At 71.4% G+C, this 24,114-nt stretch carries 22 protein-coding genes; 11 read left to right on the top strand and 11 right to left on the bottom strand.

Annotation, left to right across the window (positions count from 1 at the left end; translation table 11 throughout):
* Positions 1–31: 31 nt before the first annotated feature.
* Together E1286_RS00210 and E1286_RS00215 are read right to left on the bottom strand one after the other, a co-directional pair.
* Positions 32–607 carry a TetR/AcrR family transcriptional regulator gene (locus E1286_RS00210; RefSeq protein WP_132607912.1) on the bottom strand — a complete coding sequence of 192 codons (576 nt, stop codon included), beginning with the start codon at positions 605–607 and terminating at the stop codon, positions 32–34.
* Positions 608–696: 89 nt separating this feature from the next.
* Positions 697–1,794 (bottom strand): hypothetical protein, encoded by a 1,098-nt coding sequence (locus tag E1286_RS00215; RefSeq protein ID WP_132607914.1) that lies wholly within the window; start codon positions 1,792–1,794, stop codon positions 697–699.
* Positions 1,795–1,973: 179 nt separating this feature from the next.
* Between E1286_RS00215 and E1286_RS00220 the strand changes: the two genes are divergently transcribed.
* Positions 1,974–2,828 (top strand): hypothetical protein, encoded by an 855-nt coding sequence (locus E1286_RS00220; protein WP_132607916.1) that lies wholly within the window; start codon positions 1,974–1,976, stop codon positions 2,826–2,828.
* Between the two features lie 9 nt (positions 2,829–2,837).
* Here the strand turns inward: E1286_RS00220 and E1286_RS00225 are convergent, their stop codons facing one another.
* From E1286_RS00225 to E1286_RS00235, 3 genes are all read right to left on the bottom strand, one after another.
* Positions 2,838–3,020 (bottom strand): hypothetical protein, encoded by a 183-nt coding sequence (locus tag E1286_RS00225; RefSeq protein WP_132607918.1) that lies wholly within the window; start codon positions 3,018–3,020, stop codon positions 2,838–2,840.
* Between the two features lie 161 nt (positions 3,021–3,181).
* Complete coding sequence (locus E1286_RS00230; RefSeq protein ID WP_246074263.1) at positions 3,182–3,541, bottom strand: hypothetical protein; 360 nt, start codon at positions 3,539–3,541, stop codon at positions 3,182–3,184.
* A 77-nt stretch (positions 3,542–3,618) separates the two neighbouring features.
* A complete protein-coding gene (locus E1286_RS00235; protein WP_223189380.1) occupies positions 3,619–4,170 on the bottom strand; it encodes a hypothetical protein in 552 nt (183 codons plus the stop codon).
* 234 nt (positions 4,171–4,404) lie between these two features.
* Between E1286_RS00235 and E1286_RS00240 the strand changes: the two genes are divergently transcribed.
* On the top strand, positions 4,405–4,842 hold the full coding sequence (locus tag E1286_RS00240; RefSeq protein ID WP_165969496.1) for a nuclear transport factor 2 family protein: 438 nt from the start codon (positions 4,405–4,407) through the stop codon (positions 4,840–4,842).
* Between the two features lie 44 nt (positions 4,843–4,886).
* Here the strand turns inward: E1286_RS00240 and E1286_RS00245 are convergent, their stop codons facing one another.
* From E1286_RS00245 to E1286_RS00255, 3 genes are all read right to left on the bottom strand, one after another.
* A complete protein-coding gene (locus E1286_RS00245; protein WP_132607922.1) occupies positions 4,887–6,050 on the bottom strand; it encodes an NAD-dependent formate dehydrogenase in 1,164 nt (387 codons plus the stop codon).
* 95 nt (positions 6,051–6,145) lie between these two features.
* Positions 6,146–7,075, bottom strand: a complete 930-nt coding sequence (locus E1286_RS00250; RefSeq protein WP_132607924.1) for a LysR family transcriptional regulator — start codon at positions 7,073–7,075, stop codon at positions 6,146–6,148.
* Between the two features lie 51 nt (positions 7,076–7,126).
* Positions 7,127–8,050, bottom strand: coding sequence for a substrate-binding domain-containing protein (locus tag E1286_RS00255; RefSeq protein WP_132607926.1), 924 nt, complete (start codon positions 8,048–8,050; stop codon positions 7,127–7,129).
* Between the two features lie 55 nt (positions 8,051–8,105).
* On the opposite strand from E1286_RS00255, the gene E1286_RS00260 reads away from it, so the two are divergent.
* The 9 genes from E1286_RS00260 (at position 8,106) to E1286_RS00300 (ending at position 21,310) form a co-directional block, all read left to right on the top strand.
* Positions 8,106–8,954 (top strand): ABC transporter substrate-binding protein, encoded by an 849-nt coding sequence (locus E1286_RS00260; RefSeq protein ID WP_132607928.1) that lies wholly within the window; start codon positions 8,106–8,108, stop codon positions 8,952–8,954.
* 9 nt (positions 8,955–8,963) lie between these two features.
* Entirely contained in the window at positions 8,964–9,665 is a 702-nt protein-coding gene (locus E1286_RS00265) for an ABC transporter permease (RefSeq protein WP_132607930.1), read from the top strand.
* Positions 9,662–10,669 carry an ABC transporter ATP-binding protein gene (locus E1286_RS00270; protein ID WP_132607932.1) on the top strand — a complete coding sequence of 336 codons (1,008 nt, stop codon included), beginning with the start codon at positions 9,662–9,664 and terminating at the stop codon, positions 10,667–10,669. The genes E1286_RS00265 and E1286_RS00270 overlap by 4 nt, the downstream gene beginning before the upstream one ends.
* Positions 10,670–10,701: 32 nt before the next feature.
* Positions 10,702–11,547 (top strand): NTP transferase domain-containing protein, encoded by an 846-nt coding sequence (locus tag E1286_RS00275; protein ID WP_132607934.1) that lies wholly within the window; start codon positions 10,702–10,704, stop codon positions 11,545–11,547.
* Between the two features lie 53 nt (positions 11,548–11,600).
* Entirely contained in the window at positions 11,601–13,367 is a 1,767-nt protein-coding gene (locus tag E1286_RS00280) for an aldehyde ferredoxin oxidoreductase family protein (protein ID WP_246074273.1), read from the top strand.
* 136 nt (positions 13,368–13,503) lie between these two features.
* Positions 13,504–16,431 carry a formate dehydrogenase subunit alpha gene (gene fdhF / locus E1286_RS00285; protein ID WP_132607938.1) on the top strand — a complete coding sequence of 976 codons (2,928 nt, stop codon included), beginning with the start codon at positions 13,504–13,506 and terminating at the stop codon, positions 16,429–16,431.
* Complete coding sequence (locus tag E1286_RS00290; RefSeq protein WP_132607940.1) at positions 16,432–18,177, top strand: NAD(P)H-dependent oxidoreductase subunit E; 1,746 nt, start codon at positions 16,432–16,434, stop codon at positions 18,175–18,177. It abuts the gene before it with no gap.
* On the top strand, positions 18,174–19,394 hold the full coding sequence (locus E1286_RS00295) for a molybdopterin molybdotransferase MoeA (protein WP_132607942.1): 1,221 nt from the start codon (positions 18,174–18,176) through the stop codon (positions 19,392–19,394). The genes E1286_RS00290 and E1286_RS00295 overlap by 4 nt, the downstream gene beginning before the upstream one ends.
* Positions 19,391–21,310, top strand: a complete 1,920-nt coding sequence (locus E1286_RS00300; RefSeq protein WP_132607944.1) for a molybdopterin biosynthesis protein — start codon at positions 19,391–19,393, stop codon at positions 21,308–21,310. Before E1286_RS00295 ends, E1286_RS00300 begins: the two co-directional genes overlap by 4 nt.
* Positions 21,311–21,382: 72 nt before the next feature.
* On the opposite strand, the gene E1286_RS00305 is transcribed toward E1286_RS00300, so the two are convergent.
* The 3 genes from E1286_RS00305 to E1286_RS00315 all read right to left on the bottom strand — a co-directional run bounded on the left by E1286_RS00305 (position 21,383) and on the right by E1286_RS00315 (position 23,963).
* Positions 21,383–22,237: a hypothetical protein gene (locus tag E1286_RS00305; protein ID WP_132607946.1), complete on the bottom strand. Its 855-nt coding sequence runs from the start codon at positions 22,235–22,237 to the stop codon at positions 21,383–21,385.
* 92 nt (positions 22,238–22,329) lie between these two features.
* Entirely contained in the window at positions 22,330–23,472 is a 1,143-nt protein-coding gene (locus tag E1286_RS00310) for a serine hydrolase domain-containing protein (protein ID WP_132607948.1), read from the bottom strand.
* An 86-nt stretch (positions 23,473–23,558) separates the two neighbouring features.
* Positions 23,559–23,963, bottom strand: coding sequence for a hypothetical protein (locus E1286_RS00315; protein ID WP_132607950.1), 405 nt, complete (start codon positions 23,961–23,963; stop codon positions 23,559–23,561).
* Positions 23,964–24,114 lie beyond the last annotated feature (151 nt).

Raw genomic sequence — 24,114 nt, forward strand, 5'->3', positions numbered from 1 at the left:
CTGTTTGGTTCCAAATTCGGGTAACGAAAAATCAGTCGAGCGCGCCCAGGGCGACCTCGACGGCGTTTTCGAGGAACGCGCGATCCGCGCGGGCCTTGCCCATCACCCGCAGGCCTTGCAGGAACGTGGTGAGGAACTGGGCCAGCTCCCGTGGATTCTTGTCCGCTGCGATCTCCCCACGGGCGCGGGCCCGCTCCAGTGCTCCGGCCAGGGCCGCCTCGATCTGGCCCATCGTGCGGGAGACCTGCCGCACCGTGTCGCGGTGCGCCGAGCGCTCCGTGGCCGCGTTGACCAGCAGGCACCCCCGCTCCGGATCGGCCAGGTCGGCCTCCACTAATTCCAGGAGCACCGCCCTGATCGCCGGACGCACCTGATCCGCCCGCTCCAGGATCTCGATCAGCCCCACCGCGTGGCGCTCGCAGTAACGGCGAAGCGCCAGCGCGTAGAGCTGCTCCTTGGAGCCGAACGCTTTGTACAGGCTGCCCCGGGCGATTCCGAGACCCTCCACGAGATCCTCCGTCGAGGTGGCCTCGAACCCCTGACGCCAGAACAACTCCATCGCGCGATCCACCGCCGTGTCGATGTCGAACGTCCTTGGCCTGCCCATGCGAAGAACCTAGCAATAAGGAACCGATCAGTCAACAATTGCGGGCGCCCAACTGACGCAGTGGCGCCGGAACTCCCTGCCGCCGGCGGTCATCCGGCCATTTCGTCCGGCTCGCTCCACGCCGCTTCCGCGCAGCGGAGACGGGCTGCTTCGGCAGGTGTGGCGTCGCGGACCTCATAGCCGCCCTGCCTGTCGCGGCCCAGGACCGTCACGATGCCGGTGACCAGCACCTTTCCGCTCATGGTGTCGTGGCAGACGACGCGTCGGTCGACACCGAAGGTTTCATGAGCAGGCCGATTGGCGTAGTCCCAGCGCCAGCCTCGGTAGGTTCCGCCCGGCTGCGGCTCGTACGCATGGATGTCGGCGGTGAAGGCGCCGCCGTCCGGGCTGAGGATCTCGGCGGTGTGCAGGGACTCGGCAAGGTCCCGGACCCGCTCCTCGCGCCCCTCGGAGGCCCACTGCTCGACCGTGTCCGGCAGGCGATGCCAGTGGCCGATGATCTGCGGGTATTTCTTGACGAGCTCGGTCAGCCAGTGTGGCCATCCTTCGCGTTCGGCGAGGGCGGGCGCCTCCCGCTCCGCCATCGCCGCCTGCCACCGGTCGAAGGGCATGTCCGGCGGCAGGCCCTGGGCGGTGAGGAAGTCGGCCATGGTCATCCCCTGGCGGGCGAGCTGTTTGTGCAGGGCCGCCTGCCGGTGGCCGAGCCGTGCCACGGGCCAGTGCTCGGCGGCGGAGACCGGCACTTCGACCGCGCGCGGCCGCCGGCCGTGCGCCCTGTCGGGACGCGCGTGCCGGGCAGGGTCGAAGACGTCCCGGAGGGGCCAGAACCTGATCAGCCATCGCTCGGGCGCGCGCTCCTCCCACGCCCGCTCGAACTCTTCCTCGAAGATGAACTCCGGCAACTCCTCACCCTGCTGAACGTGCGCGGTGACGCCGTACAGGAAGTGGGGCGGGCCGATGATCAATCGCCGGCTCGCCTCTTCAGCCACCGAACCCACGGTGACGAACCCGGTGCCGCCCTCGATGGTGGTGTCCTCGACCGGGCGCCAGGGAGCCCCGGGATCGGGCGGCGGTGCATCCCACGCCTCCAGCCGGACGGTTGCGGGGTGATCCTCGCCGTCGGGGCTTTCGAGCACGAGATCGCCCTCGTTGCGTTCGAAGAAGACCCCCAGCTGTCCGAATTGCACCCATATCTCGTCATCGCAACCGCGTAACAACCGCGCCATGGACCCCGTCTCCTGCCGCCATCCCATTGATCAACAGGGTCGGAGCGTAGAGGACGGCGGCGACAAAAAGCTGCGGACCGCCCGACCACTGCCGGTACCTCTCCCCCCCCGTGTCGCCGGTGACCCTCGATAATCTCCGGATGCTGCGCTTACTCGTGACGCTCCTGGCGGTGACGCTGCTCGTCAGCGACGGCCACCTCCTCATCGGACAACTCACCTTCGACGACCACGCCGCCCGTGCCGTCCGGACCTGGCGGACCAGCGGTGCGGCGGAGATCTGGCGCGACGGGTTCGTGCCGGTGGAGGGCCTGAGCAAGATGCCACGGGACGTCGAGATGCAGATCTCGAGTGACGAGGAGTACGGCTTCGCCGTGGCCGGCCCGCTCCCCGCGACCCCGGACGAGGCGTGGATCCGCTGGGACGACGGCTCCACCATGCGGGTCCCCGTGATCGGCGCGCGCCGGGCGCTGGTCGCGCTGTCCCCCTACGACGAGGAGGCCTCCGTCAAGGACGACCGGGCGTACAAGATGACCGCTGCCACCTTCACGACCATGCGCGTGCGGACCCTGCGTGGCATGGCTACCGTCCCGGCGTGGCGGATGTCCTTCTCGAACCTGCCGGGCGCGGTCGACCACATCGCGGTCGACCTGGCCACGGCCGGCACCGTCGAGGACGCCGTCGGCCGCCACCTGCCCGCCGACGTCACAGGTTTCGAAGTGCTCGACGAGCGCACGCTGCGGGTGAGCTACGAATACGGCGTCTGCAGCAGTCGGGACAGGCCGGCCGTCCGCCCGCGGACCGATGAGCGGCGCGACGTCGTGGTCCTCGGGATCGAGGTTCAGGAGCACATCGGCAGTCGCCTGTGCGCGGGCGTCGGCCGGTCCGGTGCGGACGTCGTCCGGCTCGGGCAGCCGCTGGGCGCCCGGGTGGTCCTGGACGCGAAGAGCCGGCTCCCCGTCTGCCTCCACTCATCGGCCCCCTGTCACGCCGGGTGACCGCCGAACTCATGAGCCGGCGTCGTCCGGCCCGTCCGGATCGTCGGTCGCCCGACGCGCTCGCCGGCGGATGACGAGCATCCCGGCGAACCAGCCGACTCCGAACACAACAAGCCGGGCGATGAGATGGTCCGCCGTGAATCCTTCGGTGACGAGATCCGAGACCAGCAAAGCCACGAAGACGGTCGCCATCCAGGAGGTCCAGGCCTGCAGGGCCTTGTCCGCTTTCCGGCCCCCCGTCATCGGAGATCAGCCACTCATGCCTCCGGCCACATCCGGGCGAGTGGATTCTAGGCGGCTGGGGTTCGGCGAGGGCGGGGGCGGTCGATGGGCGAGGGCTTCGTTGCTCGACGTCAGGCGTCGGCGGGGTCGCGTAGTGCCAGTGCTTCGGCGTCGGTCAGTCCCTTGCGGGCCGCGATCCTGCGCCGGGCTCGTACCTGCGCGCTTGTGCGCGGACGGTATTTCGGCTCCTGGCCACAGCCGCACGGCTCGAATCCCTCGTAGCGGAGTCCCGCTCCCAGGACGGCCGCGACGGCTGCCCACTCGCGGTCCTTGGACTTGCGTGGTGCGGCGAAGTCGTGGCCGGCGAAGAGCATGGGCCGGCGGCAGTGCGTGCAGAGGTGCTCTGCGCCGTCCCAGGGCAATTTGTGGCTCTGCCGGCAGGGAACGCACACGTAGTGGACCTTGTAGGTGACCATCCCGTATGTGCACACAGGAGCAGACTACTCCCGAGGATTGTCGTCGGCCCTTGCGTGCGAGCGATCATCCCGCCCGACGTGAGGGGTGCGGGCTAGCGTGCCGTCAGTGCGCGGAGTTGTCGCCGCGCGTAGAAGAGTGACCCGGCCAGGAGGACCAGGCCTGACAGTACGCCGCTCGCCAACGGCACCCAGGTGACGGCCTGCGTCCACACCATGACGAGCCCGGCCAGGCCCAGAACCGTCAGGCCGATCCCGGGGATCAGGATGCTGACCGCGCGCCAGACCGGCCAGAGCGCGACGAAGTGCACCCCGACGATGAGGGCCGTCCAGGCGACGCCCGCCTGCGACGGCCATCCCAGCAGGCGTAACACCTGGATGCCGCCGAACAGGGCGATCGCTTCGAGGGCGACGATCACCACGTATTTGCGGTTGAACATCCCGGGACGGGGGTCTCCGCCGGTGTCCGTGCCGCCCTTGGTCCGGCGCATGGCGACGAACCACATGACGATCACGGCCGCGAGGCCCAGGGTCGCGAGAGCGCGGAGAATCGTGCCGGCCACGGGTGGGAGCGGTGCGTTGGCGTTGACGGCCACGAAGACCATCCCGAAGACGGCGCCGATCAGCACCCCGTTCAGACGTTGCATGATCGGGCATCGTATCGGCGGCGCCGGCGTCGAGGACACGCGCGATGCCGCGTTGTGTCCGGAGCCGGCCGTCGGGGGATCGAGTGCTTCGAGATCACTGACGAATGGCGCGAACGGTGACGTGTTACCTCGACCACGTCGGGGGTCGGACGTAACTTGGCCGCGCTATGGTGGCGAAGCATGGCATATCGGGCAATTCGCCCACGTCTGTTCGTTCTGACAAGGGAACCTCTCATGTCCGATCCTCTAGACGTGCTGGTCCAGCTCCGTAGGACGTTCAACCGGCACGACCTCGACGGCCTGGCCGGATGCTTCAGTCCACGCGCCGTTCTGGTGGCGCCCGACGGCATCGGTCAGGACCGCGAGGAGGTCGCCTCCTACTACGGGCAGTTCATGGAGGCGTTCCCCGACTCGATGTGCACGCCCAAGTCGGTGACCATCTCGGGCGACACCCTCGTGGCGGAGTACACCCTGACCGGCACCCACAAAGGCCTCTACCTGGTCCCGGGCGGTGAGGTGCTGGAGCCGACGGGGCGGCCCATCGCCGTGCGCGCGTGCAGCCTGTCGGAGGTCGCGGACGGCTACATCACGTCGCACCGCATCTTCTACGACCAGCTCGAACTCGGCGCCCAGCTCGGCGGTGTGATCACCTTCGGCCGGCAACGCGTCTGACACGGGCGCGGCCTCCTGGGGACAGGCGGCCGCGCCCGCCGCCGCTAGCGCGTCCGGGTGCTGTAGGAGTGGGCTCCGGTGCCGGCCAGGGCGCCGCCCTCGACGATCAGGTACTCCTCCCGGATCGGCGTGCCGTCCAGCCACGCCTCGAGGATCTCGCGGGTGCCGGCGGCGTAGCGGGCCTGCGCCGACAGGGAGGAGCCGGAGATGTGCGGGGTCATGCCGTGGTGCGGCATCGTCCGCCACGGGTGGTCGGCCGGGGCGGGCTGGGGGTACCAGACGTCGCCGGCATAGCCGGCGAGCTGCCCGCTCTCCAGGGCGCGCACGATCGCGTCGCGGTCGGCGATCCGGGCGCGGGCAGTGTTGATCAGGTACGCCCCGCGCTTCATCGTGGCGATGAGCCGGTCGTCGAACAGCCCTTCCGTCTCCGGGTGCAGCGGCGCGTTGACGGTCACCACGTCGCAGTGCGGCAGCATGGCGGCGGCGTCGGTGTGGAAGGTGAGCCCGAGCTCCTTCTCCACCTCGGCCGGAAGGCGGTGCCTGTCGGTGTAGTGCAGGTGCACGTCGAACGGCTTGAGCCGCCGGAGCACGGCGAGCCCGATCCGGCCGGCGGCGACGGTGCCGATGTGCATGCCCTCGACGTCGTAGGAGCGGCTGACACAGTCGGCGATGTTCCAGCCGCCGTCGAGCACGGTCCGGTGCGCGGGCAGGTAGTTGCGGACCAGGGAAAGGATCATCATCACCGCGTGCTCGGCGACGCTGATGCTGTTGCAGTACGTGACCTCGGCGACCGTGACGCCGTGGGCGATGGCCGCGTCGAGGTCCACGTGGTCGGAGCCGATGCCGGCGGTGACGGCCAGCTTCAGTTTGGGGGCGCGGGCGATGCGTTCGGCGGTCAGGTACGCGGGCCAGAACGGCTGGGAGATCACCACGTCGGTGTCGGGCAGCTCGCGGTCGAAGACCGACCCGTCGCCGTCCTTGTCGGAGGTGACCACCAGCGTGTGACCGCGTTCCTCGAGGAAGCGGCGGAGCCCCAGCTCGCCGGAGACGCTGCCGAGCAGGTGCCCGGGGGTGAAGTCGATGCCCTTGGGGCTGGGCAGCGTCTGGCCGCCCGGGTAGCCGGCCAGGTCGGGCAGGCCGTCTCGCGCGTAGGCCGTCGGGTGTCCGTCGATCGGGTCGTCGTACAGCACGCACAGCACTTTCGCCATGGTCTCTGCTCCTCGTCGTCGGGGGTTGATCACACTGTCCGCCGAGGAGTTTCCGCAGGTCAAAACGTTTGTCCCTATCGGGTGATAGGCGGCGTCTATGCCAGGTGCCGGCCGGCGAGCCGGTCGAACACCTCACGCAGGTCGAGGTCCCGGGCGATGTCCAGCATGGCTCTGGCGATCACGGACTCCGGGCCCGTGCCGGCCAGCACGAGCCCGACGCGCGGCTCGCGGGCGGGCCGCTCCAGCCGCACGACCCGCATCCCCTCGGGCACGCCGAACATGTGCAGCCACGCGTGGGCGATGACGCTCGACCAGCGCTGGGTCGCCACGTGCGCGAACAGGGCCGAGACGGTGTCGGTCTCGATCGCCGGCACGGCCACCGCCCCCGACCGCCGGAAGTTGGCGTCCAGGATGCGGCGGTTGCGCATCTGGGGGGCCAGCAGGCACAGCGGCAGCGCGGCCACCTCGGCCCAGCGGGCCACCTGCCGGTCGGCCAGCTCACCGTCGGACGGGGTGAGCAGCAGGTAGCGCTCCTCGTACAGCGGGCTGACGCGCACCTCGCCGAGGTCCTCCTCCTCGTCGTCGAGGTACGTCATCGCCATGTCGATCTCGAACTCGGCCAGCCGCCGGGCGATCTCCCGCGACGACAGCGAGGTCAGCAGCACCCGTACGTGCGGATATCGCTCGCAGAACGGCGTGGTCAGCAGCGAGGCGGCGGTCAGCGCGGTCGGGATCGCGCCCAAGCGCAGCGTGCCGGACAGCCCTTCGCGCATTTTCGACAGGTCCTGGCGCAGGGCGTCGGCGTCGGCGAGGATGCGGTGCGCCCACAGCAGCACCCGTTCGCCCTCCGGGGTGAGCCCGGCGAACCGCTGTCCCCGCCGGACCAGCGGCACGTCGAGCTCGCGTTCGAGCTTGCGGATGGCCGCAGACAACGACGGCTGGGAGACGTGACAGGCCGCGGCGGCGCGGGCGAAATGGCGCTCCCTGGCCAGGGCGACCAGATACTCCAACTGGCGCAACAGCACGCCACAGGATGTCCCGGGCGTGCCCGTCCCGTCCACCCCGAGATCGCCGCACTACGCCGGGTCGGGCACTTTCGTGACGTCGCCGGACCTGGAGGTGTCGTAGCCGCCCAGTGCGGAGATCCTGTCGCGCAGGGCCGGCGTGCGCAGTGCGTCGACAAGATGAGCGGCCGGGTCGAGGGCGTGCTTGTCCAGCCCGATGTCGAAGTCCTCCCAGGTGACGGGGATGAAGTCGAGGTCCAGGTCGGTCGCGGCCGAACGGACTCCGAGGCCGGCGTCGACGGTGCCGGTGGCGACGGCCAGGGCGACCTCGAGATGGGTGCCGACCTGCGGCCCACGGAGGTCGTCCGGGTCGTGACCGGCGGCCAGCAGCAGCCGGTCGAGCAGGATCCGGGTACCGGTGCCCGGGCGTCGCGAGCAGACCCGCAGCCCCGGGAGATCGGCGATGCCGGTGATGCCGTGGGGGTTGCCCGGCGCCACGATCAGGCCCTGCTCGCGTCGCCAGAGGTGGATCAGGTGCGGCTCCAGGCCGCGCAGCATGCCCCGCGCGAAGGGCGCGTTGTAGACGCCGGTGTGGTGCAGCAGATGGACGGCGGCGCCGTCGGCGCGACCCTGGCGCACCGCGCCGAGTCCGGCGACGCTGCCCTCACCGGTGACGATGCGCAGCTTTCCGTGCAGCGCGCCGGCGAGCAGGTCGAGAGCGGGGTCGTCGCTGCCCGCCAGGGTGAAGATCGACTCCGCGTGCAGGAACCGCCGGGCGGCGAGCACGGCCCCGGGGGCTATGCGCGCACGGCGGCGGTCGGCCAGCTCCAGCACTCCCGCCTCGGCCAGCTGACGTTGCGCGCGGCTGACGGTGGAGGCGGTGGTCTGCCACTGCTGGGCGAGCTCGCGTACGCCCGGCAGTTCGTCGCCGGGCTGGAGAGTCCCCGCGCCTACCCGCTGGGCGAGATCGTTGCAAATTTCCCGATATCGGGTCACACTTGCGCAGCTTACTCTTGCACTCCTCTGAAGTAGCACAGATAGGGTCACCTCAATGCGTAGCAGGATCTTGGTTGTCTTGGCCTCGCTGGCGATGGCCTTACTGGCCGGGTGCGGAGCCGCTCCAGGAGACCCGGCGCCGAAGTCGCTGATCCTGGCCACCACGACCAGCACGCAGGACAGCGGGCTGCTCGACGAGCTGCTGCCGGTCTTCACCCGCGACAGCGGCTGGCAGGTCAAGACCGTGGCGGTCGGCAGCGGTCAGGCCATCGAGCTGGGCCGTCGCGGCGAGGCCGACGTGCTGCTGGTGCATTCCCCCGCCGCGGAGGAGAAGTTCGTGGCCGAGGGCGGCGCCGGCGCGCGACGGCTGGTGATGCACAACGACTTCGTGCTGCTCGGTCCGGAGGCGGACCCGGCCAAGGTGCGGGGCACGAGCAGCGCGGAGGCGATGAAGAAGATCGCGGACGAGCAGGCGGTGTTCGTCTCCCGGGGCGACGAGTCGGGTACGCACTCCAAGGAGAAGGACCTCTGGTCCAAGGCCGGGGTGACCCCGGGCGGATCCTGGTACCAGTCCACCGGGCAGGGCATGGGCGAGACCCTGCGCGTCGCCAGTGAGAAGGCCGGCTACACCCTGTCGGACCGGGCCACCTATCTCACCCAGCGCGACACCCTGTCCCTGGAGGTGCTCAGCGAGGGCGACCCGGGCCTGCTGAACGTCTACCACGTCATCGAGATGACGAAGAAGGCAGGCGACCGGGTGCGGACCGACGGCGCGAAGGCGTTCGCCGACTGGATCGTGGCCCCGTCCACGCAGCGGCTCATCGGTGAGTTCGGGCGGGCGAAGTACGGCCAGCCGCTGTTCACTCCAGACGCCGGCAAGGACGAAGCGAAACTGGGCCTGTGAGGTCACGCGATGGACGTGCTGTTCGGCGGGCTGGCGGACGCGATCAGGCTGCTGCTGTCCGGGGACGAGGACAGCTGGTCGATCATCGCGCTGACCTTGCGCGTCTCGCTGACCGCGACCGCGATCGCCCTGCTCGTGGGGTTGCCGCTGGGCGCGGCCGTGGCGCTGGCCCGGTTCCCTGGCCGGCGGGTCATCCTGGCGGCAGCCAACACGGGGATGGGCATGCCGCCGGTGGTGGTCGGCCTGTTCGTCACCGTGCTGCTGTGGCGCAGCGGGCCGCTGGGCGGGCTCGGCCTGCTCTACACCCCGACCGCGATGGTCATCGCCCAGGGCGCGATCGCCACCCCGATCGTGGTCGCGCTGGTCGCGGCCGCGCTGCAGCAGGCCGACCCCGACTTCCGGGTGCAGATGCAGGCGCTCGGAGCGACCCCGATCCGCGCGCTCGCGGCGCTGCTGGGGGAGGCCAGGCTGCCGCTGCTGGCGGGGGCGATGGCCGCGTTCGGCGCGGTGGTGAGTGAGGTCGGGGCCGCGCAGATGGTCGGCGGCAACCTGGCCGGCCAGACCCGGGTGCTGACCACCGCCGCGGTGCTGGCCACCAGCCGGGGCCAGTTCTCGCTCGCGATCGCGTTCGGCCTGATCCTGCTGCTGATCGCGTTCGGCGTGAACCTGTCGCTGACCCTGATCCAGCAGCGGCAGACGGTGCCGCGATGAGCGCCGGGATCGGGTGCCGCGACCTGCGCGTGCACGCCGGCGGCCGCGAGCTGCTGAGCGTGCCGGAGCTGCACGTCGCGTCGGGACGCACGCTGGCCGTGCTGGGCCCCAACGGCGCCGGCAAGTCGACCCTGCTGCGCGCGCTGGGCCTGCTCAGCAGCCATCGGGTCAGCGGACAGGTCCTGCTCGACGGCCGTCCCGCGACGCGGTCACTGATGCGCCACGCGCTCGTGGCCGTGTTGCAACGGCCGATCCTGCGCCGCGGCACGGTGGCCGCCAACGTGATCAGCGGGCTGCGTTTCCGCGGCGTGGGCCGCCGCGAGGCCCATGCCCGCGCCTGGCCGTGGATCGAGGCGCTCGGCCTCGTGCCCCTCGCCGGCCGGGACGCCCGCAGTCTGTCCATAGGCGAGGCCCAGCGGGTCAGCATCACCCGCGCGCTCGCGGTCGGACCTCGGGTGCTGCTGCTCGACGAGCCGTTCAGCGGGCTGGACAGCACCACGCGCGCCGACCTGCTCGCCGACCTGCGCGCCGCGCTGACCGGGCAGCCCACCGCCACGATCCTGGTCACCCACGACCGGCAGGAGGCGCTCGCCCTGGCCGAGGACACCGCGCTGCTGATCGGCGGCCGGATCCGCCAGCACGGCCCGACCGCCGAGGTGCTCGACCACCCCGGTGACGCCGACACGGCCCGGCTGCTCGGTTACACCAACCTCCTCCCGCCGGCTCTCACCGGCCGGCCGCACACCCTCGTGGCCAGGCCCGAGCACACTCAGCTCGTGCTCCATCCGTCCGACGACTCCGCCGAGGTGACCGGAACGCTGCGCAGGACCGTCGCGCTCGGCATCGCCACCCGCGTCGACGTCGACACCTCCGCAGGCCCGCTCACCTGCCTGCACCCCGGCGACCTGCTCACCACCGAGCTTCCCCCGATCGGCAGCAGCGTCCGCGTGAGGATCAGGCACGCCCGGCCGTTGACCGAAATGAGCCACTCTGCCCCGTTGTAACCGCGATCAATGTCGTGGCCTACCATGCGGACATGCAGACTGCTGCGGGCGTTGTGCTTGCCGGCGGGCGCTCCACGCGGATGGGCCGGCCGAAGGCCTGGCTGGAATGGCACGGCTCGACGTTGCTGTACCGGGCCACCGCGGTCCTGGCCAGGACGGTCGACGGCCCGGTCGTCGTGGTGGCCGCGCCCGGGCAGGAGCTCCCGCCGCTGCCCTCGGGGGTCTCGGTCGTCGAGGATCCCGTGGAAGGGCTGGGCCCCATGCAGGGGCTGGCCGTGGGGCTCGCGGCGGTGGCCGACCGGGCCGAGACGGCGTTCGTCTGCTCGACCGACATGCCGTTCCTCCACCCGGCGTTCGTCCGCCGGGTCCTGCGCGCCCTGACGCCGGGGACGGACGTCGCGTTGCCGGTGGCCCGGGGATTCCGGCAGCCGCTGGCCGCCGGCTACCGGACCGCCCTGGCCGGGCTGGTCAAGGACCTGCTGGCCGGGGGCGACCTCCGTCCGGGCATGCTCTTCAAGCATTGCGAGGTGGCGCGGCTCAGCGACGAGGACCTGCTGGCCGACGCCGAGCTCGCACGGCACGACCCGACGCTGGAGTCCGTGGTCAACGTCAACTCCCCGGACGACTACGCGGCGGCCCGGGACCGGCAGCCGCCGGAGGTCGTGGTGGAGTGCTTCGGCGCGCTCGCCAGGAACGGCGGCCATCGGCCGCGCGGTGTCCGGGCCGCCACGCTCGGGGCCGCGGCGGCCGAGGCCGGGCTGACCCTGAACCGTCACGTCGTGGCCGCGCTCAACGGCGATCAGGTCACCCGGGACGAGTCGCTGCCTCTGGTAGCCGGAGACACCGTCGCCTTCCTGTCCGCGGACGCCGGCGGCTGAGGTCGTAGGGTCAGGACATGGCGCCAGGTGGATTTTTCGGACAAGCGTTGCTCGTGGACGTCCTCGGCAGCGAGGCGAGCAGCGCCCCCTACAAGCTGGACGAGCGGGTGCTGCGGTCCTATCTGGGCGGCGTGGGCCTCGGCACGTGGTTGATGCACCGGCTGGCGCCCGCCGGGGTCGATCCGCTGGCCCCGGAGGCGCCGCTGGCCTTCGTCTTCTCCTCGCTGGTCGGCACCCCGCTGACGACCAGCGCGAAATTCGCGGTGGTGGCCAAGTCGCCGTTGACCGGGCTGCTGACCGACGCCCTCGCGTCCAGCCAGTTCGCCATCGCCGGCAAGCTGACCGGGCATGACGCGATCGTGATCCGCGGTCGCGCCGACGAGCTGTCGGTGCTGCTGATCGACGGCGACGGCGTGCGGCTCGAACCGGCTCCCGAGCTGGCCGGGCTGTCCGCGGCCGAGGCGGAGTCCGCGGCGAAGGAGCGGTTCGGCCGCAACTGGCGCACCGCCGCCATCGGCCCGGCTGGCGAGCGCCAGGTGAGATACGCGACCATCAGCCATGACGGCCGCCACGCCGGCCGGGGCGGCCTGGGCGCGGCGATGGGCGCGAAGAACATCAAGGCCGTGCTGGTCAAAGCGGCGACCAAGGTGTCGGTCGCGGACCAGGCAGGGGTTCTCGCCGCCGCCCGCGACCTGCGCCGGCGCAGTTTCGGCCCGGCCACCGCGAAGTACCGGGAGCTGGGCACACTGGCCAACCTGCTGGCCTTCAACGCCGTCAGCACCCTGCCCACCCGCAACTTCACCGCGGCGACCTTCGAAGGCGCGCCCCGCCTGGCCGCCGAGGAGCTGCACGAGCTGCGCGGCGTGGCGCGCAACAGCTGCGCGTCGTGCTCCATCGGTTGCGAGCACATCTACTCGCGCAAGGGCGGCGGCAGCCAGCGGATGGAGTACGAGAACGTCTTCGCGCTCGGCCCGCTGTGCGGGGTGTCCGACCCCGACGAGGTGTTCGCCGCCAGCGCGCGCTGTGACGAGCTGGGCCTCGACACCATCTCCGCGGGCGGCACGATCGCGTGGGCCATGGAGTGCGCCGAACGCGGCCTGCTCGACGAGCCGTGGCTGCGGTTCGGTGACGGCGCGGCGCTCTTGCGCGCGCTGGACGCGATCGGGGAGCGGTCGCCGGGCCTGGGGGAGCTGCTCGCGCAGGGTTCACGCCGGGCCGCCGAGGTGGTCGGGCACGGCTCGATCGACTTCGCGCCGCAGGTCAAGGGGCTGGAGCTGCCCGGTTACGAGCCGCGCAGCCTGCAGGCGATGGCGCTCGGCCTCGCGGTGAACGCCAGAGGAGCCGACCACAACCGCTCCGGCGCCTACGAGGCCGACCTGTCGGGTGACCTCGACCGGCTGGCCGGTGGCGCGGCCCATGTCGCCGCCGCGGTCGACACCGAGGACCGCGCCGCGGTCATGGACTCGATGATCCTCTGCAAGTTCCTGCGCGGCGTCTTCGACGACCCCTTCACGGAGTGGGCCAGGCTGCTCGCGCTGGTCACCGGATGGCAGATGGACGCCGCCGAGCTGCGCGACACCGCCCGGCGGATCGTCCGCGCCAAGCGCGCGTTCAACCTGCGCGAGGGGGCCACCGCGGCCGACGACACGCTGCCGGCCCGGATGCTGGAAACGCCGCTGGAGCTCGGCTCCGGCCGTCGCGCGGCGCTGGACGCGGGCCGCCTGCGGTCGATGATCTCCGGTTACTACGCCGCGCGCGGCCTGGACGAGGAGGGGCGTGTCGCGGCGGCTGATCTCGCGGACCTGCTCCTCGACACGTGACCATGCCGCGGGCAGGTCGTGCGTCGTGGAGCGGGCCGAGGCGTAGACCCCGGTTTCCCGAAGAGGGGCAAATTGCAGTGGAGAATTGTATGCCGTATTCTGTATGCCATTACACTGCTCGACTGATGAGGTTGAGATGACGATGCTCGAGGAGTCCGCTACGGCCGTACGGACGGTGTCTGTCGAGATCGATGGCCGTGCTGTGACCGTGCCGGAAGGCACCAGCATCTACGATGCCGCGAAGCTCGTAGACGTAGATATTCCGGTGTTGTGCCACAACGAGCGCTATGACCCTGTCGGGGTCTGCCGCATGTGCGTGGTCGACACGGGCGGGCGGGCCTTCGCCGCCGCGTGCGTGCGCCCCTGCGAGGACGGCATGGAGGTCAAGACCAGCACCCCGGAGCTGGAGCGCAACCGCGCCACCCTGACCGAGCTGCTGATCTCCGACCAGCCGCCGCGCGCGGAGGACCCGAAGGAGACGACCACCGGCGACAACCTGCTGCTCGACCTCGCCGACCGGTTCGACGTGGCCAAGGAGACGACCGACCTGCCGTGCGGCTCGGGTCGGGGCCTGGACATCTCCAACCCGGTGATCTCGGTCGACCACGACGCGTGCATCCTGTGCGACCGCTGTGTCCGCGCGTGCGACGACATCCAGGGCAACGACGTCATCGGGCGCTCGGGCAAGGGCTACTCGACCAAGATCGCCTTCGACCTCAACGACCCGATGGGCGCCAGCTCGTGCGTGACCTGCGGTGAGTGCGTGCAGGCCTGTCCCACCGGAGCCCTGACCAACAAGGCGATCAACGAGATCCCCATCCGGCCCCGCGAGGAGCTGGACGCGGTCGACAGCGTCTGCCCGTACTGCGGCGTGGGTTGTGCGCTCACCTACTACGTCGACCGGTCGCGCGGCGCGATCGCCTTCGCGGAGGGCCGCGACCAGCCCGGCTCGCAGAGCCGGCTGTGCGTCAAGGGCCGCTACGGCTGGGACTACGCGGCCTCGCCGCAACGCCTGACCGTGCCGCTGATCCGCAAGGAGTCGTCCTATCCGAAGGGCCCGCTGTCGGCGGACGTGCGCGGCGACGCGAACAACGGCCGCGGGCGTGCCGGCGGCAAGCTCAGCAAGAACGGCAAGGACGGCCGGCGCAAGCCCGGCGGCCTGGTCGACTACGACGAGGTGCTGCCGCACTTCCGCGAGGCCACCTGGGAGGAGGCGCTCGACCTCGTCGCCCGGCGGCTGAAGGAGATCCACGCGGCGGGGGGACCGGGCGCCATCGCCGGGTTCGGCTCCGCGAAGTGCTCCAACGAGGAGGCGTACCTCTTCCAGAAGCTGATCCGGGCCGGCTTCGGCACGAACAACGTCGACCACTGCACCCGGCTCTGCCACGCCTCGTCGGTGGCCGCGCTGTTCGAGGGCGTCGGCTCGGGCGCGGTGTCCACCACGTACGGTGACGTCACCAACGCCGACGTCGTCATCATCACCGGGTCCAACCCGACGGCGAACCACCCCGTCGCCAGCTCCTTCTTCAAGCAGGCCCGGCGGCGCGGCACGAAGATCATCTATGTCGACCCCCGGGCCAGCACGGTCTCCGAGCACGCCGACTACCACTGCCAGGTCAAGCCCGGCACCGACGTGGCTTTCTACAACGCGGTCATGCACGAGGTGATCCGGCTCGGCCTGATCGACATGGAGTTCATCAAGGCCAGGGTCTCCGGCTTCGAGGAACTGGTCCGCACGGTCAACGAGTACCCGCCCGAGCGCGCCGCGCAGATCACCGGCGTCGACGCGGACCTGATCCGGCAGGTCGCGCGGGTCTGGGGCGAGGCCAAGGCCGGCGTCATCTACTGGGGCATGGGCATCTCCCAGCACACCACCGGCACCGACAACGCCCGGTGCCTGATCGCGATGTGCTCGATCACCGGCAACGTGGGCCGGCCCGGCACCGGCCTGCACCCGCTGCGCGGGCAGAACAACGTCCAGGGCGCCTCCGACGCCGGGCTGATCCCGATGTTCTACCCCGACTACCAGGGCGTCGACCAGGACGCCACCCGCCGGCGGTTCGAGGAGGCCTGGGGCACGCAGCTCGACCCCGACCGCGGCCTCACCGTCACCGAGATCATCGGCTCGGTGCTGAAGCCCGACGGCGTGCGCGGCATGTACATGCTGGGCGAGAACCCGTTCCTGTCCGACCCCAACATCAACAAGGTGCGCAAGGCGCTGTCGCAGCTGGACTTCCTGGTGGTGCAGGACATCTTCCTGACCGAGACCGCGGAGTTCGCCGACGTCATCCTGCCGGCGTCGTCGTACCTCGAGAAGGAGGGGAGCTACACCAACACCGACCGGCGCGTGCAGCTCGGCCGCAAGGTGCTGGACCCGCCCGGCCAGGCCCGGGTGGACTGGGAGATCGTCCAGGACATCGCCCGGCGGATCGGGCTCGACTGGTCGTACTCCTCGCCCAGCGAGGTGTTCGACGAGATGGTCGAGCTCATGCCGTCGTACGCGAATCTGCGTCACGAGAACCTGGGGCTGACGGGCAAGCTCTACCCCAACGACGACCCCGAGCACTCCGACGGGACCGTGGTCCTGTTCGACGAGCGGTTCAACACCGACGACGGCCTCGCCCACCTCGTCCCGGCGGAATGGCTGCCGGCGAAGGAGCTGCCGGACGGGGAGTACCCGCTGGTGCTCAACACCGGCCGCTTGCTCGAACACTGGCACACCGGGTCGATGACGCGGCGGTCGTTCGCGCTGGACACGATCTCGCCGATCGCCGAGGTGTACATGCATCCCAAGGACGCCGCCGACCGCGGGCTGTCGCACGGCCAGATGGTCCGCGTACGGTCCCGGCGCGGCTCCATCGAGCTGCAGGTGCGCATCTCCCACCGCGAGCAGCTGGGCAACTGCTTCATCCCGTTCCACTTCCGGGAGGCGGCGGCGAACCTGCTGACGATCGACGAGATCGACCCGTACGGCAAGATCCCCGAGTTCAAGTTCTGCGCAATTCAGGTCGAGGCGTTGAGCGTGGAAGACGCGGAGCCCCTCAGCAACATGGGAAGTGTCTAAATGACTCTGAGTTTCGAGGTGGGACGTCCGCGGGTGCCCGGTGTGGAGGCACGAGCCGGCAAGTTCCCCGGGCCGTCGCTGATCCCGGCGCTCAACGCCATCCAGGCGCGGCTGGGCTGGTTGCCGCGAGAGGAGCTCGAGGAGCTCGCCCGCACCATGCGGCGGCCGCTCTACGAGATCGAGGGCCTCGTCTCGTTCTACCCGCACTTCCGCACGACCCCGCCCGCCAAGGTCGCGATCAACGTCTGCCACGACCTGTCGTGCTGGCTGCGCTCCGCGGACGACCGCATCGCGGAGGTGCGTGAACGTTACGGCGACGACGCCGAGATCGAGCTCGTCGAGGTGTCCTGCCTGGGCCGCTGCGACAGCGCTCCGGCGCTGGCGGTCAACGAGCACCCGGCGCCGGTCGCCGACGTCGACGCGCTGGTCAGCGCCGCGCGGGACGACGAGCTGGCCGAGGCCACCGTCACGGGACGGACCGAGCCCTGGCCGAACGATCCGTACCCGGCCGGATCGGACGTCTCCACCCGGTACGCGAGCCTGCGGGCGCTGCTGACCGGCGAGCTGAGCGCCGAGAGCGTGGTCGCCACGCTGGAAGCCTCGGGGCTGCGCGGCATGGGCGGCGCCGGCTTCCCCACGGGCAGGAAGTGGGGCCTGGTCGCCTCCGCCGAGCCCGGCAGCGTCAAGTACGCGATCTGCAACGCCGACGAGTCCGAGCCCGGCACGTTCAAGGACCGTCAGATTCTGACCGACCAGCCGCACCTGGTGATCGAGGGCCTGCTGCTCGGCATGGCCGTGGTCGGCGCCGAGCAGGGCTGGATCTTCATCAGGCACGAGTACGGCCCCGAGGAGCACGTACTGCGCGCGGAGATCGCGGCACTGCGCGAGGCCGGCGTGATCGGCGAGGACGCCTGCGGCAGCGGCCGCCGCCTGGAGCTCGACATCTTCGTCTCGCCCGGCGGCTACATCCTCGGCGAGGAGACCGCGCTGCTGGAGTGCATGGAGGGCCACCGCGGCGAGCCGCGCAACAAGCCGCCCTTCCCGGGCAACTACGGCCTGCACGGCCGCCCCACGTTGATCAACTCGGTGGAGACCTTCGCCGACGTGCCGGTGATCCTGCAACGCGGCGCCGAATGGTGGGCCGAGCAGGGCGAGGGCGACTCCGTGGGCTGGAAGTTCTTCGCCGTGTCCGGGCACGTCGAGAACCCCGGCGTCTACTGCGTGCCGATGGGCACCACGGTGCGCAGCCTGATCGACCTCGCCGGCGGTGTGCTCGGTGGCGCCCAGGTCGGCGCCGTGCAGCCGGGCGGCGCGTCCTCCAACTTCATCGGCCCCGACAAGCTGGACCTGGCGCTGGACTTCGGGACGCTCGCCGAGGCCGGGACGATGCTCGGCTCCGGCGCCCTGGTGGTGCTCGCCGAGGGCACCGATCTGCTGGCCGCCTCGACGAACGTGCTGCGCTTCTTCCGCAACGAGTCGTGCGGCAAGTGCGTGCCCTGCCGGGTCGGCTCCACCAAGGCCCACGATGTCCTGCGCGGCGTGCTGGACTCGGGATCCTCCACCCTCGACGATGCGCAGAAGGGCCGGATTCTGCAGCTGGAGGAGACCATGCGCAAGACGTCGATCTGCGGGCTCGGGCAGGTGGCACTGGGCCCGGTGGTGTCCGTGCTCGGGCTGAGCAAGGGAGCCGCTGCGGCTCGCCCGCAGCCCCGGCCCGAAGGCTCGACGGAGCAGCCGGACCGTTGAGCGGCAGGGAGTTCTTCACCGCCCGTACCCTCGCCGAGGTACGGGCGGGATTCCGGCCCGCGCATCGCACGCCCGAGGAGTGCGTCCCGTTGTCCGCGGCGCTGCACCGGGTGCCCGTCGCGGACATCACGGCACCTGCCGCCCTGCCCGGCTTCGCGCGTTCCACCGTGGACGGCTTCGCGGTCCGGGCGATGGACACCTACGGCGCCTCCGAGGGGCTTCCTTCCTACCTCGACCTGCTCGGCGCGGTGCGGATGGGCGCCGAACCGACCGTGGCGGTCAAGCCGGGCGGGTGCGTCGCGATGCCGACCGGGGGAGTGATCCCGGCCGGCGCCGACGCGGTGGTCATGGTGGAGTACACCGCGGAGACGATGCCGGGCACGATCGAGGTGACCCGCCCCGTCGCGCCGGGCGGCGGCATCGTCCGCGCCGACGAGGACGTCGCCTCGGGCGGCGTCCTGGCGCCCGGAGGGCGGCCGTTGCGCGCCCCCGACCTCGGCTTCCTCGCCGCCGCGGGGGTGACCACGGTCACCGTGCACCGCCGCCCCCGGGTGGTGATCATCTCCACCGGTGACGAGGTGGTGCCGCCCGGCACCGTGGAGCTCGCACCCGGGCAGGTACGCGACGCCACCGCCTCCGCGCTGGCGGGGCTGGTCGCCGACGCGGGCGGCGAGCCGGTGATCGCCGGCATCGTCCCGGACGAGCCTGGCGCGCTCGAAGGCCGGCTGACCGAGGTCGTCGGCGAGGCCGACCTGGTGGTCGTGTCGGCGGGCTCGTCGGTCGGCGCGCGGGACGAGACGGCGGGCGCGGTGGCCGCCATCGGCGACGTCTGGTGCCACGGGATCGCCATCAAGCCCGGCAAACCGACGCTGCTGGCCGAGTGCTCCGGGATCCCGATCATCGGGCTGCCGGGCAACCCGCTGTCCGCCTTGGTGGTGTTCGGGCAGGTCGGGGTACCGTTGCTGTGGCGCATCGCCGGGTGCGAGGCCCCGCCGCCGCAGCCGAGCACGCGTGCGCGGCTGTCGCGCGACCTCGCGTCCGCGGCCGGCCGGCTCGACGTCGTCCAGGTCGTGGTCCGCGACGGTGTGGCGGAGCCGATCTTCGGCCCGTCGGCGCTGCTGTCGGTGCTGACCCGCGCCGACGGATACGTGATCGTGCCCGAACCGGCCACCGGGCTGGACTCGGGCACCGAGGTAGAGGTCATCCTGTACCGATGAGCGCAGAAAGTCCCTTCGTCTCCGACGTCCCCGCGGCGCAGGCTCTCTCCGTCTGGCGCGCGACGCGGGCCGCGGCGGGCTGCCCGGCCCGGGTCGGCGTCATCCGCGTACCGGTCGGCGACGCCGTGGGCCGGGTGACGGCCGAGCCCGTGTGGGCCCGGCGGTCCTCGCCCGCCTTCGACTCCGCGGCCATGGACGGCATCGCCGTACGCGCCGACGACACCGTCGGCGCGGCCGAGACCAGCCCGGTGCTGCTCGCCGCCGGCGACTTCGCCGTCGTCGACACCGGCGACCCGCTGCCCGACGGCTACGACGCGGTGGTCATGCGCGAGCACGTGCACCGCACCGCGGCGGGGGAGGCCGAGCTCCGGGCGGCCGTCCCGCCCTACCAGCACGTCCGCTCCATCGGGGAGGACATCAGCGCCGGCGAGCTGCTGCTCCCCGAGGGCCACCGGCTGCGCCCCGTCGACGTCGCCGCCTGCGCCGCGGCCGGAGTCGTCGAGCTCGGCGTCCGGCGCGCGCCGCGCGTGGTGATCGTGCCGACCGGCGACGAGATCCGGCCGATCGGCGCGGAGCTCGCCCCCGGCGACATTCTCGACACGAACTCGATGATGCTGGCCGCGCAGGCACGGGAGGCGGGCTGCGAGGCCCGCGTCACCGAGATCGTCCCCGACGACCCCGAGGTCATCACCACGGTGCTCCGGGAGGCCACCCGCGACGCCGACCTGGTGCTGCTCATCGCGGGCTCCAGCGCGGGGCGCGACGACTACACCGCCCGCGTGGTCGCCGGGGCCGGCGTCGTCGCGGTCCACGGGGTCGCGGTGCGTCCCGGCCATCCCGTCGTCCTCGGCGCGGTCGAGGAGACGCCCGTGATCGGCGTTCCCGGCTATCCGGTGTCAGCGGCGCTGACCTTCGACATCTTCGCCGCTCCGACGCTCGCCGAGCTGGAGGGCGCCGCGCCGCGGGAACGCCCGTCGGCCACGGCCCACCTCGCCAGGAAGCTGCCGTCCGCCATCGGCATGGACGACTGGGTACGCGTGCGCCTGGGACGGGTGCAGGACCGGCTCGTCGCCACCCCGCTGCCGCGGGGCGCGGGCGTGCTGACCTCGCTCGTCCGCGCCGACGGCCTGCTCGTCGTGCCGTCGGGCGTGGAGGGCCACCACGCGGGGGAGCAGGTGCGGGTGGAATTGCTGCGCGGCCTGTCCGAGATCGGCCGGACCATCGTCGCCATCGGCTCGCACGACCTGGTGCTCGACCTGGCGGCCTCCGCCCTGCGCGCCGCCGACCCGCTGATCACTCTGGCGTCGTCGAACGTCGGCTCGCTCGGCGGTCTCGTGGCGCTGCGCGACGGCCTGTGCCACATCGCCGGATCACACCTGCTGGACCCGTCCACCGGCGAGTACACCCTGCCCTACGTCGACCGGCTGCTGGGCACGGACGCCGACGTCGCCGTGGTCAGGCTGGTCCACCGCGACCAGGGGCTGATCGTCGCTCCCGGCAACCCGCTCGACCTTGGCGGGATCAAGGACCTGACCAGGCCAGACCTGCGCTACGTGAACCGGCAGCGCGGCGCCGGCACGCGAGCGCTGCTGGATCACGAGCTGACCTGCCTCGGCATCGACCCGGCCGAGGTGCCCGGCTACTCCCGCGAGGAGCACACCCACCTGGCGGTGGCCGCGGCCGTGGCCGCCGGGCGCGCGGACGCCGGTCTGGGGATCCTCGCCGCCGCCCGCGCCTTCGGGCTGGACTTCGTCCCGGTGGCTCAGGAGCCGTACGACCTGGTGGTGCGTACCAGCGCGCTCTCCGACGAGCTGCTGGCCCCGCTCTGGGAACTTCTGGAGAAGCCCGGCTTCCGGGCCGAGGTGGAGGCGCTGGGCGGGTACTCCTGCGCCGAGACGGGTCGCCGCATTCGCTGACCTGCGCCGCAGGCGGCGTTCGGCTCCCGCCTGCCGCCTGCCGAGATCGCCGGGTCTCGATCTGCGCCGACTTCACGACCCCACGGGCTTGAGGAAGCCGTCGAGGACCACCAGGCCCTTGCCGTACGTGGCGTCGACCTGGCGCTGCAGCTCCGAGGTGGCCACCCAGACGCCGACCCGGACGTGACCGGCCCGCTCGTCCGCCGACACGGAGTAGGCGCCCGTGATCTCCTGCCGCACCTTCTCCTGGACAGTACGCAGCTCCGCCGCGGTGTGCTCGGCCCGGCTCAGGCAGAGCGCGCCACCCCAGAGCTCTCGGATCGCCGGTTCATGGGCGGCCGGGTCACCGGTGAACCGCAGGTTCAGCACGAGCCGCTCGGGGTCGTTGGCGTGTCGTTCCGCCGATCGGGGATCGTCGGAGTCGTAGCCGTCGATCTCTTCGAGATAGCTCTGGTCCAGCCAGCTGCCCGCGTACCCGGGGAGCTGCTCGGCCCGGGCGATCGCGGCCGTCATCGCCTCCTGGGTGGCCTTCGCCGGATCCACCGTGCGCCGGCCGCCCGCAGGCGTCGGGCAGGGGGTGGTGAAGTACGTCTGGTCACGTGGCGCGTCGTGGGGCTCGGCGGGGCGCGCCGGGTCGGTCAGCGTCAGCCTTTCACCGTCCCAGGTGCCGACCACGCGGTACTCGCCCCAGCGGGTGCCGCGCCGGTGGGAGTGCTCGACGGCGTTCCAGTCCCAGCCGACGATGTCGGGCCCGCCGCACTGGGGTGGCAGGGATTCCAGGACGCCGGCGCAGAGCTGGGGGCCGTGGCGTGCGTCGGCGAGTACGGTCGCGTCGGCCTGGTACCGCGTCGCGGGCGCGGTCGCCGCCGGCGCCGTCCCGCAGGCGGCGAGTGCGACGAGCAGGGCCACCAGCCAGATAGCTCTCATGCTCTTCCAGACGGGCGGTCGCCCCCAGGGGTTCACCCTTGGAGGCCCTCCGCTCGGGTCCGTACGCCGCGCCCGCCGGTGCTCAGCCCTGTCTACTGAGCCGGCTCGGCAGCGTCGGCCTGCCCGCCGCCGAACACCTCCTTGAGGAGCCTCTGCGTCACCTGCTGGAAGGCCGCGGCCATGGACAGCTCGGCGTCGTCCACGTAGTTCAGCGCGGCGGTCAGGGTCGTGCTGCCGTCGGGCGTGCTGTACATCAGCGCCGCGTGGCCCGCGATGCCGCCGTTGTGGGTGATGACGGTGCCGCCGTCCGTGTTCTGTACGAACACCCCCAGGCCGTAGCCGGCCTTGGACTCCGGCGTGCACATCTCGGCCAGCAGCGAGGCCGGCAGCAGCTTGCCGCCCAGCAGCGCGGAGATGAACGTGTGCAGGTCGCGCGTGGTGGAGATCATGTCACCGCCGCTGGAGATCCAGGAGGGGTTGTGGCGGGTGACGTCGACCGTCCGGGTCTGGCCGTCCTCGTCGTACCGGTAGTAGGCGTGGGCGTGCGGCTCGGGGATCTCCGTCTGGGTGGTCGGCGCCACCGTGCCCGACAGGGCGAGCGGCCCCAGGATCAGCCGCTGCATCTCCTCGGCGTAGGGGCGGCCGGTGACCTTCTCGATCAGCAACCTGGCCACCACGTAGTTGGTGTTCGAGTAGCTCCAGTCCGTGCCCGGCTCGAACCGCGCCGGCTTGGACAGTGCCAGCCGGATCAGATCCTCCGGCTGGTAGGTCTTGAACCGGTTGTCCACCCACTCCTTGCCCGCGGGGGTGGCGGGGATCCCCGGCACGTACGTCCCGTCGGGGTCGTAGTCGCCGGTGAAGTTGAACACCCCGCTGGTGTGCTGCAGCAGCCTTCGCACCGTGATCCGCCGGTCCAGCCCGAACTCGGGCAGGTAGTCATCCACCGGGGTGTCCAGGGCGATCCTGCCCTCGGCCACCAACTGCAGCACCACGGTCGCGATGAAGGTCTTGGTGTTGCTGCCGATCCGGACGTGCCCGTCGGCCGGTGGGGTGTCGCTCTCACCCAGCTCGCGGACCCCGGCGCTGCCGGCCCACTCGCCCCGCTCATCGTGCACGCGCAGCTGCACGCCGACGAAACCGGAATCGACGACATCCTGGATGATCTTCTGCAGCTCCGGGCGATCCTGCCCGGTCCGCGGGGTCTGCTCGTCGTGGACGTCAGGGACGATGGACATGGTTGTGCTCCTTAGTTTGTTACGAAATTTCAGCCGATGGGGGTCCGGAGAGGACCCCGTGACGAGCTGCGCAGGACGACATCGGATCAAGCGGCGTCGAGGGCCTCGGTGATCTTGCGGGCCATCTCCGTCATGGTGGGGCTGGGCTCGCCCTTCTGGGGCCGGGAGGCTGCCGCGATGGCGACGATGACGGTGCTGCGGAAGTTGTCGGCCTCCGCCGGCGCCTGCTTCTTGAGCAGGCTCATGGCTGCGGTCAGGGCCGGCAGCACCTGGTCGGCGAGTTCGGCCACGGTCTTGCCGTACTTCACGCCCTTGGGGGCCTTGGCGAGCACGTGCCCGACCGGGCCGGTCGAGGAGGTCAGGGCGATGGAGCCTTCGGTGGCGACCTTGTGGGCCGAGCCGGCGGCGCCGGCGGCGGACATCAGGGAGACGGCGCCCCACGCGGCGGTCCGCAGGGTGAGCTTGTCCTGGTCGGTAAGGGTGACGGACATGGTGGTGTGCTCCTTCGCATCTGTTACGAAATTCCGTTGAACGGACGGGGTGGAACGCGGTCCTGAACCGTTCATGGGTCCACCATCGCCGACCGCTCTGATACCGGGCTGTCACCGTCCTGACGCGGCCGCTGACACGACACCGCGTGAT

The sequence above is a fragment of the Nonomuraea terrae genome (assembly GCF_004348995.1).
In the GTDB taxonomy this organism is placed as follows: Bacteria; Actinomycetota; Actinomycetes; order Streptosporangiales; family Streptosporangiaceae; genus Nonomuraea; species Nonomuraea terrae.

Bases quoted from the DNA above. Each gene is read 5' to 3' on its own strand.
- E1286_RS00210 (WP_132607912.1), bottom strand. From the start codon at position 607: ATGGGCAGGCCAAGGACGTTCGACATCGACACGGCGGTGGATCGCGCG.
- E1286_RS00220 (WP_132607916.1), top strand. From the start codon at position 1,974: ATGCTGCGCTTACTCGTGACGCTCCTGGCGGTGACGCTGCTCGTCAGC.
- E1286_RS00225 (WP_132607918.1), bottom strand. From the start codon at position 3,020: ATGGCGACCGTCTTCGTGGCTTTGCTGGTCTCGGATCTCGTCACCGAA.
- E1286_RS00235 (WP_223189380.1), bottom strand. From the start codon at position 4,170: ATGCAACGTCTGAACGGGGTGCTGATCGGCGCCGTCTTCGGGATGGTC.
- E1286_RS00240 (WP_165969496.1), top strand. From the start codon at position 4,405: ATGTCCGATCCTCTAGACGTGCTGGTCCAGCTCCGTAGGACGTTCAAC.
- E1286_RS00245 (WP_132607922.1), bottom strand. From the start codon at position 6,050: ATGGCGAAAGTGCTGTGCGTGCTGTACGACGACCCGATCGACGGACAC.
- E1286_RS00260 (WP_132607928.1), top strand. From the start codon at position 8,106: ATGCGTAGCAGGATCTTGGTTGTCTTGGCCTCGCTGGCGATGGCCTTA.
- E1286_RS00265 (WP_132607930.1), top strand. From the start codon at position 8,964: ATGGACGTGCTGTTCGGCGGGCTGGCGGACGCGATCAGGCTGCTGCTG.
- E1286_RS00270 (WP_132607932.1), top strand. From the start codon at position 9,662: ATGAGCGCCGGGATCGGGTGCCGCGACCTGCGCGTGCACGCCGGCGGC.
- E1286_RS00275 (WP_132607934.1), top strand. From the start codon at position 10,702: ATGCAGACTGCTGCGGGCGTTGTGCTTGCCGGCGGGCGCTCCACGCGG.
- fdhF (WP_132607938.1), top strand. From the start codon at position 13,504: ATGACGATGCTCGAGGAGTCCGCTACGGCCGTACGGACGGTGTCTGTC.
- E1286_RS00290 (WP_132607940.1), top strand. From the start codon at position 16,432: ATGACTCTGAGTTTCGAGGTGGGACGTCCGCGGGTGCCCGGTGTGGAG.
- E1286_RS00300 (WP_132607944.1), top strand. From the start codon at position 19,391: ATGAGCGCAGAAAGTCCCTTCGTCTCCGACGTCCCCGCGGCGCAGGCT.
- E1286_RS00305 (WP_132607946.1), bottom strand. From the start codon at position 22,237: ATGAGAGCTATCTGGCTGGTGGCCCTGCTCGTCGCACTCGCCGCCTGC.
- E1286_RS00310 (WP_132607948.1), bottom strand. From the start codon at position 23,472: ATGTCCATCGTCCCTGACGTCCACGACGAGCAGACCCCGCGGACCGGG.
- E1286_RS00315 (WP_132607950.1), bottom strand. From the start codon at position 23,963: ATGTCCGTCACCCTTACCGACCAGGACAAGCTCACCCTGCGGACCGCC.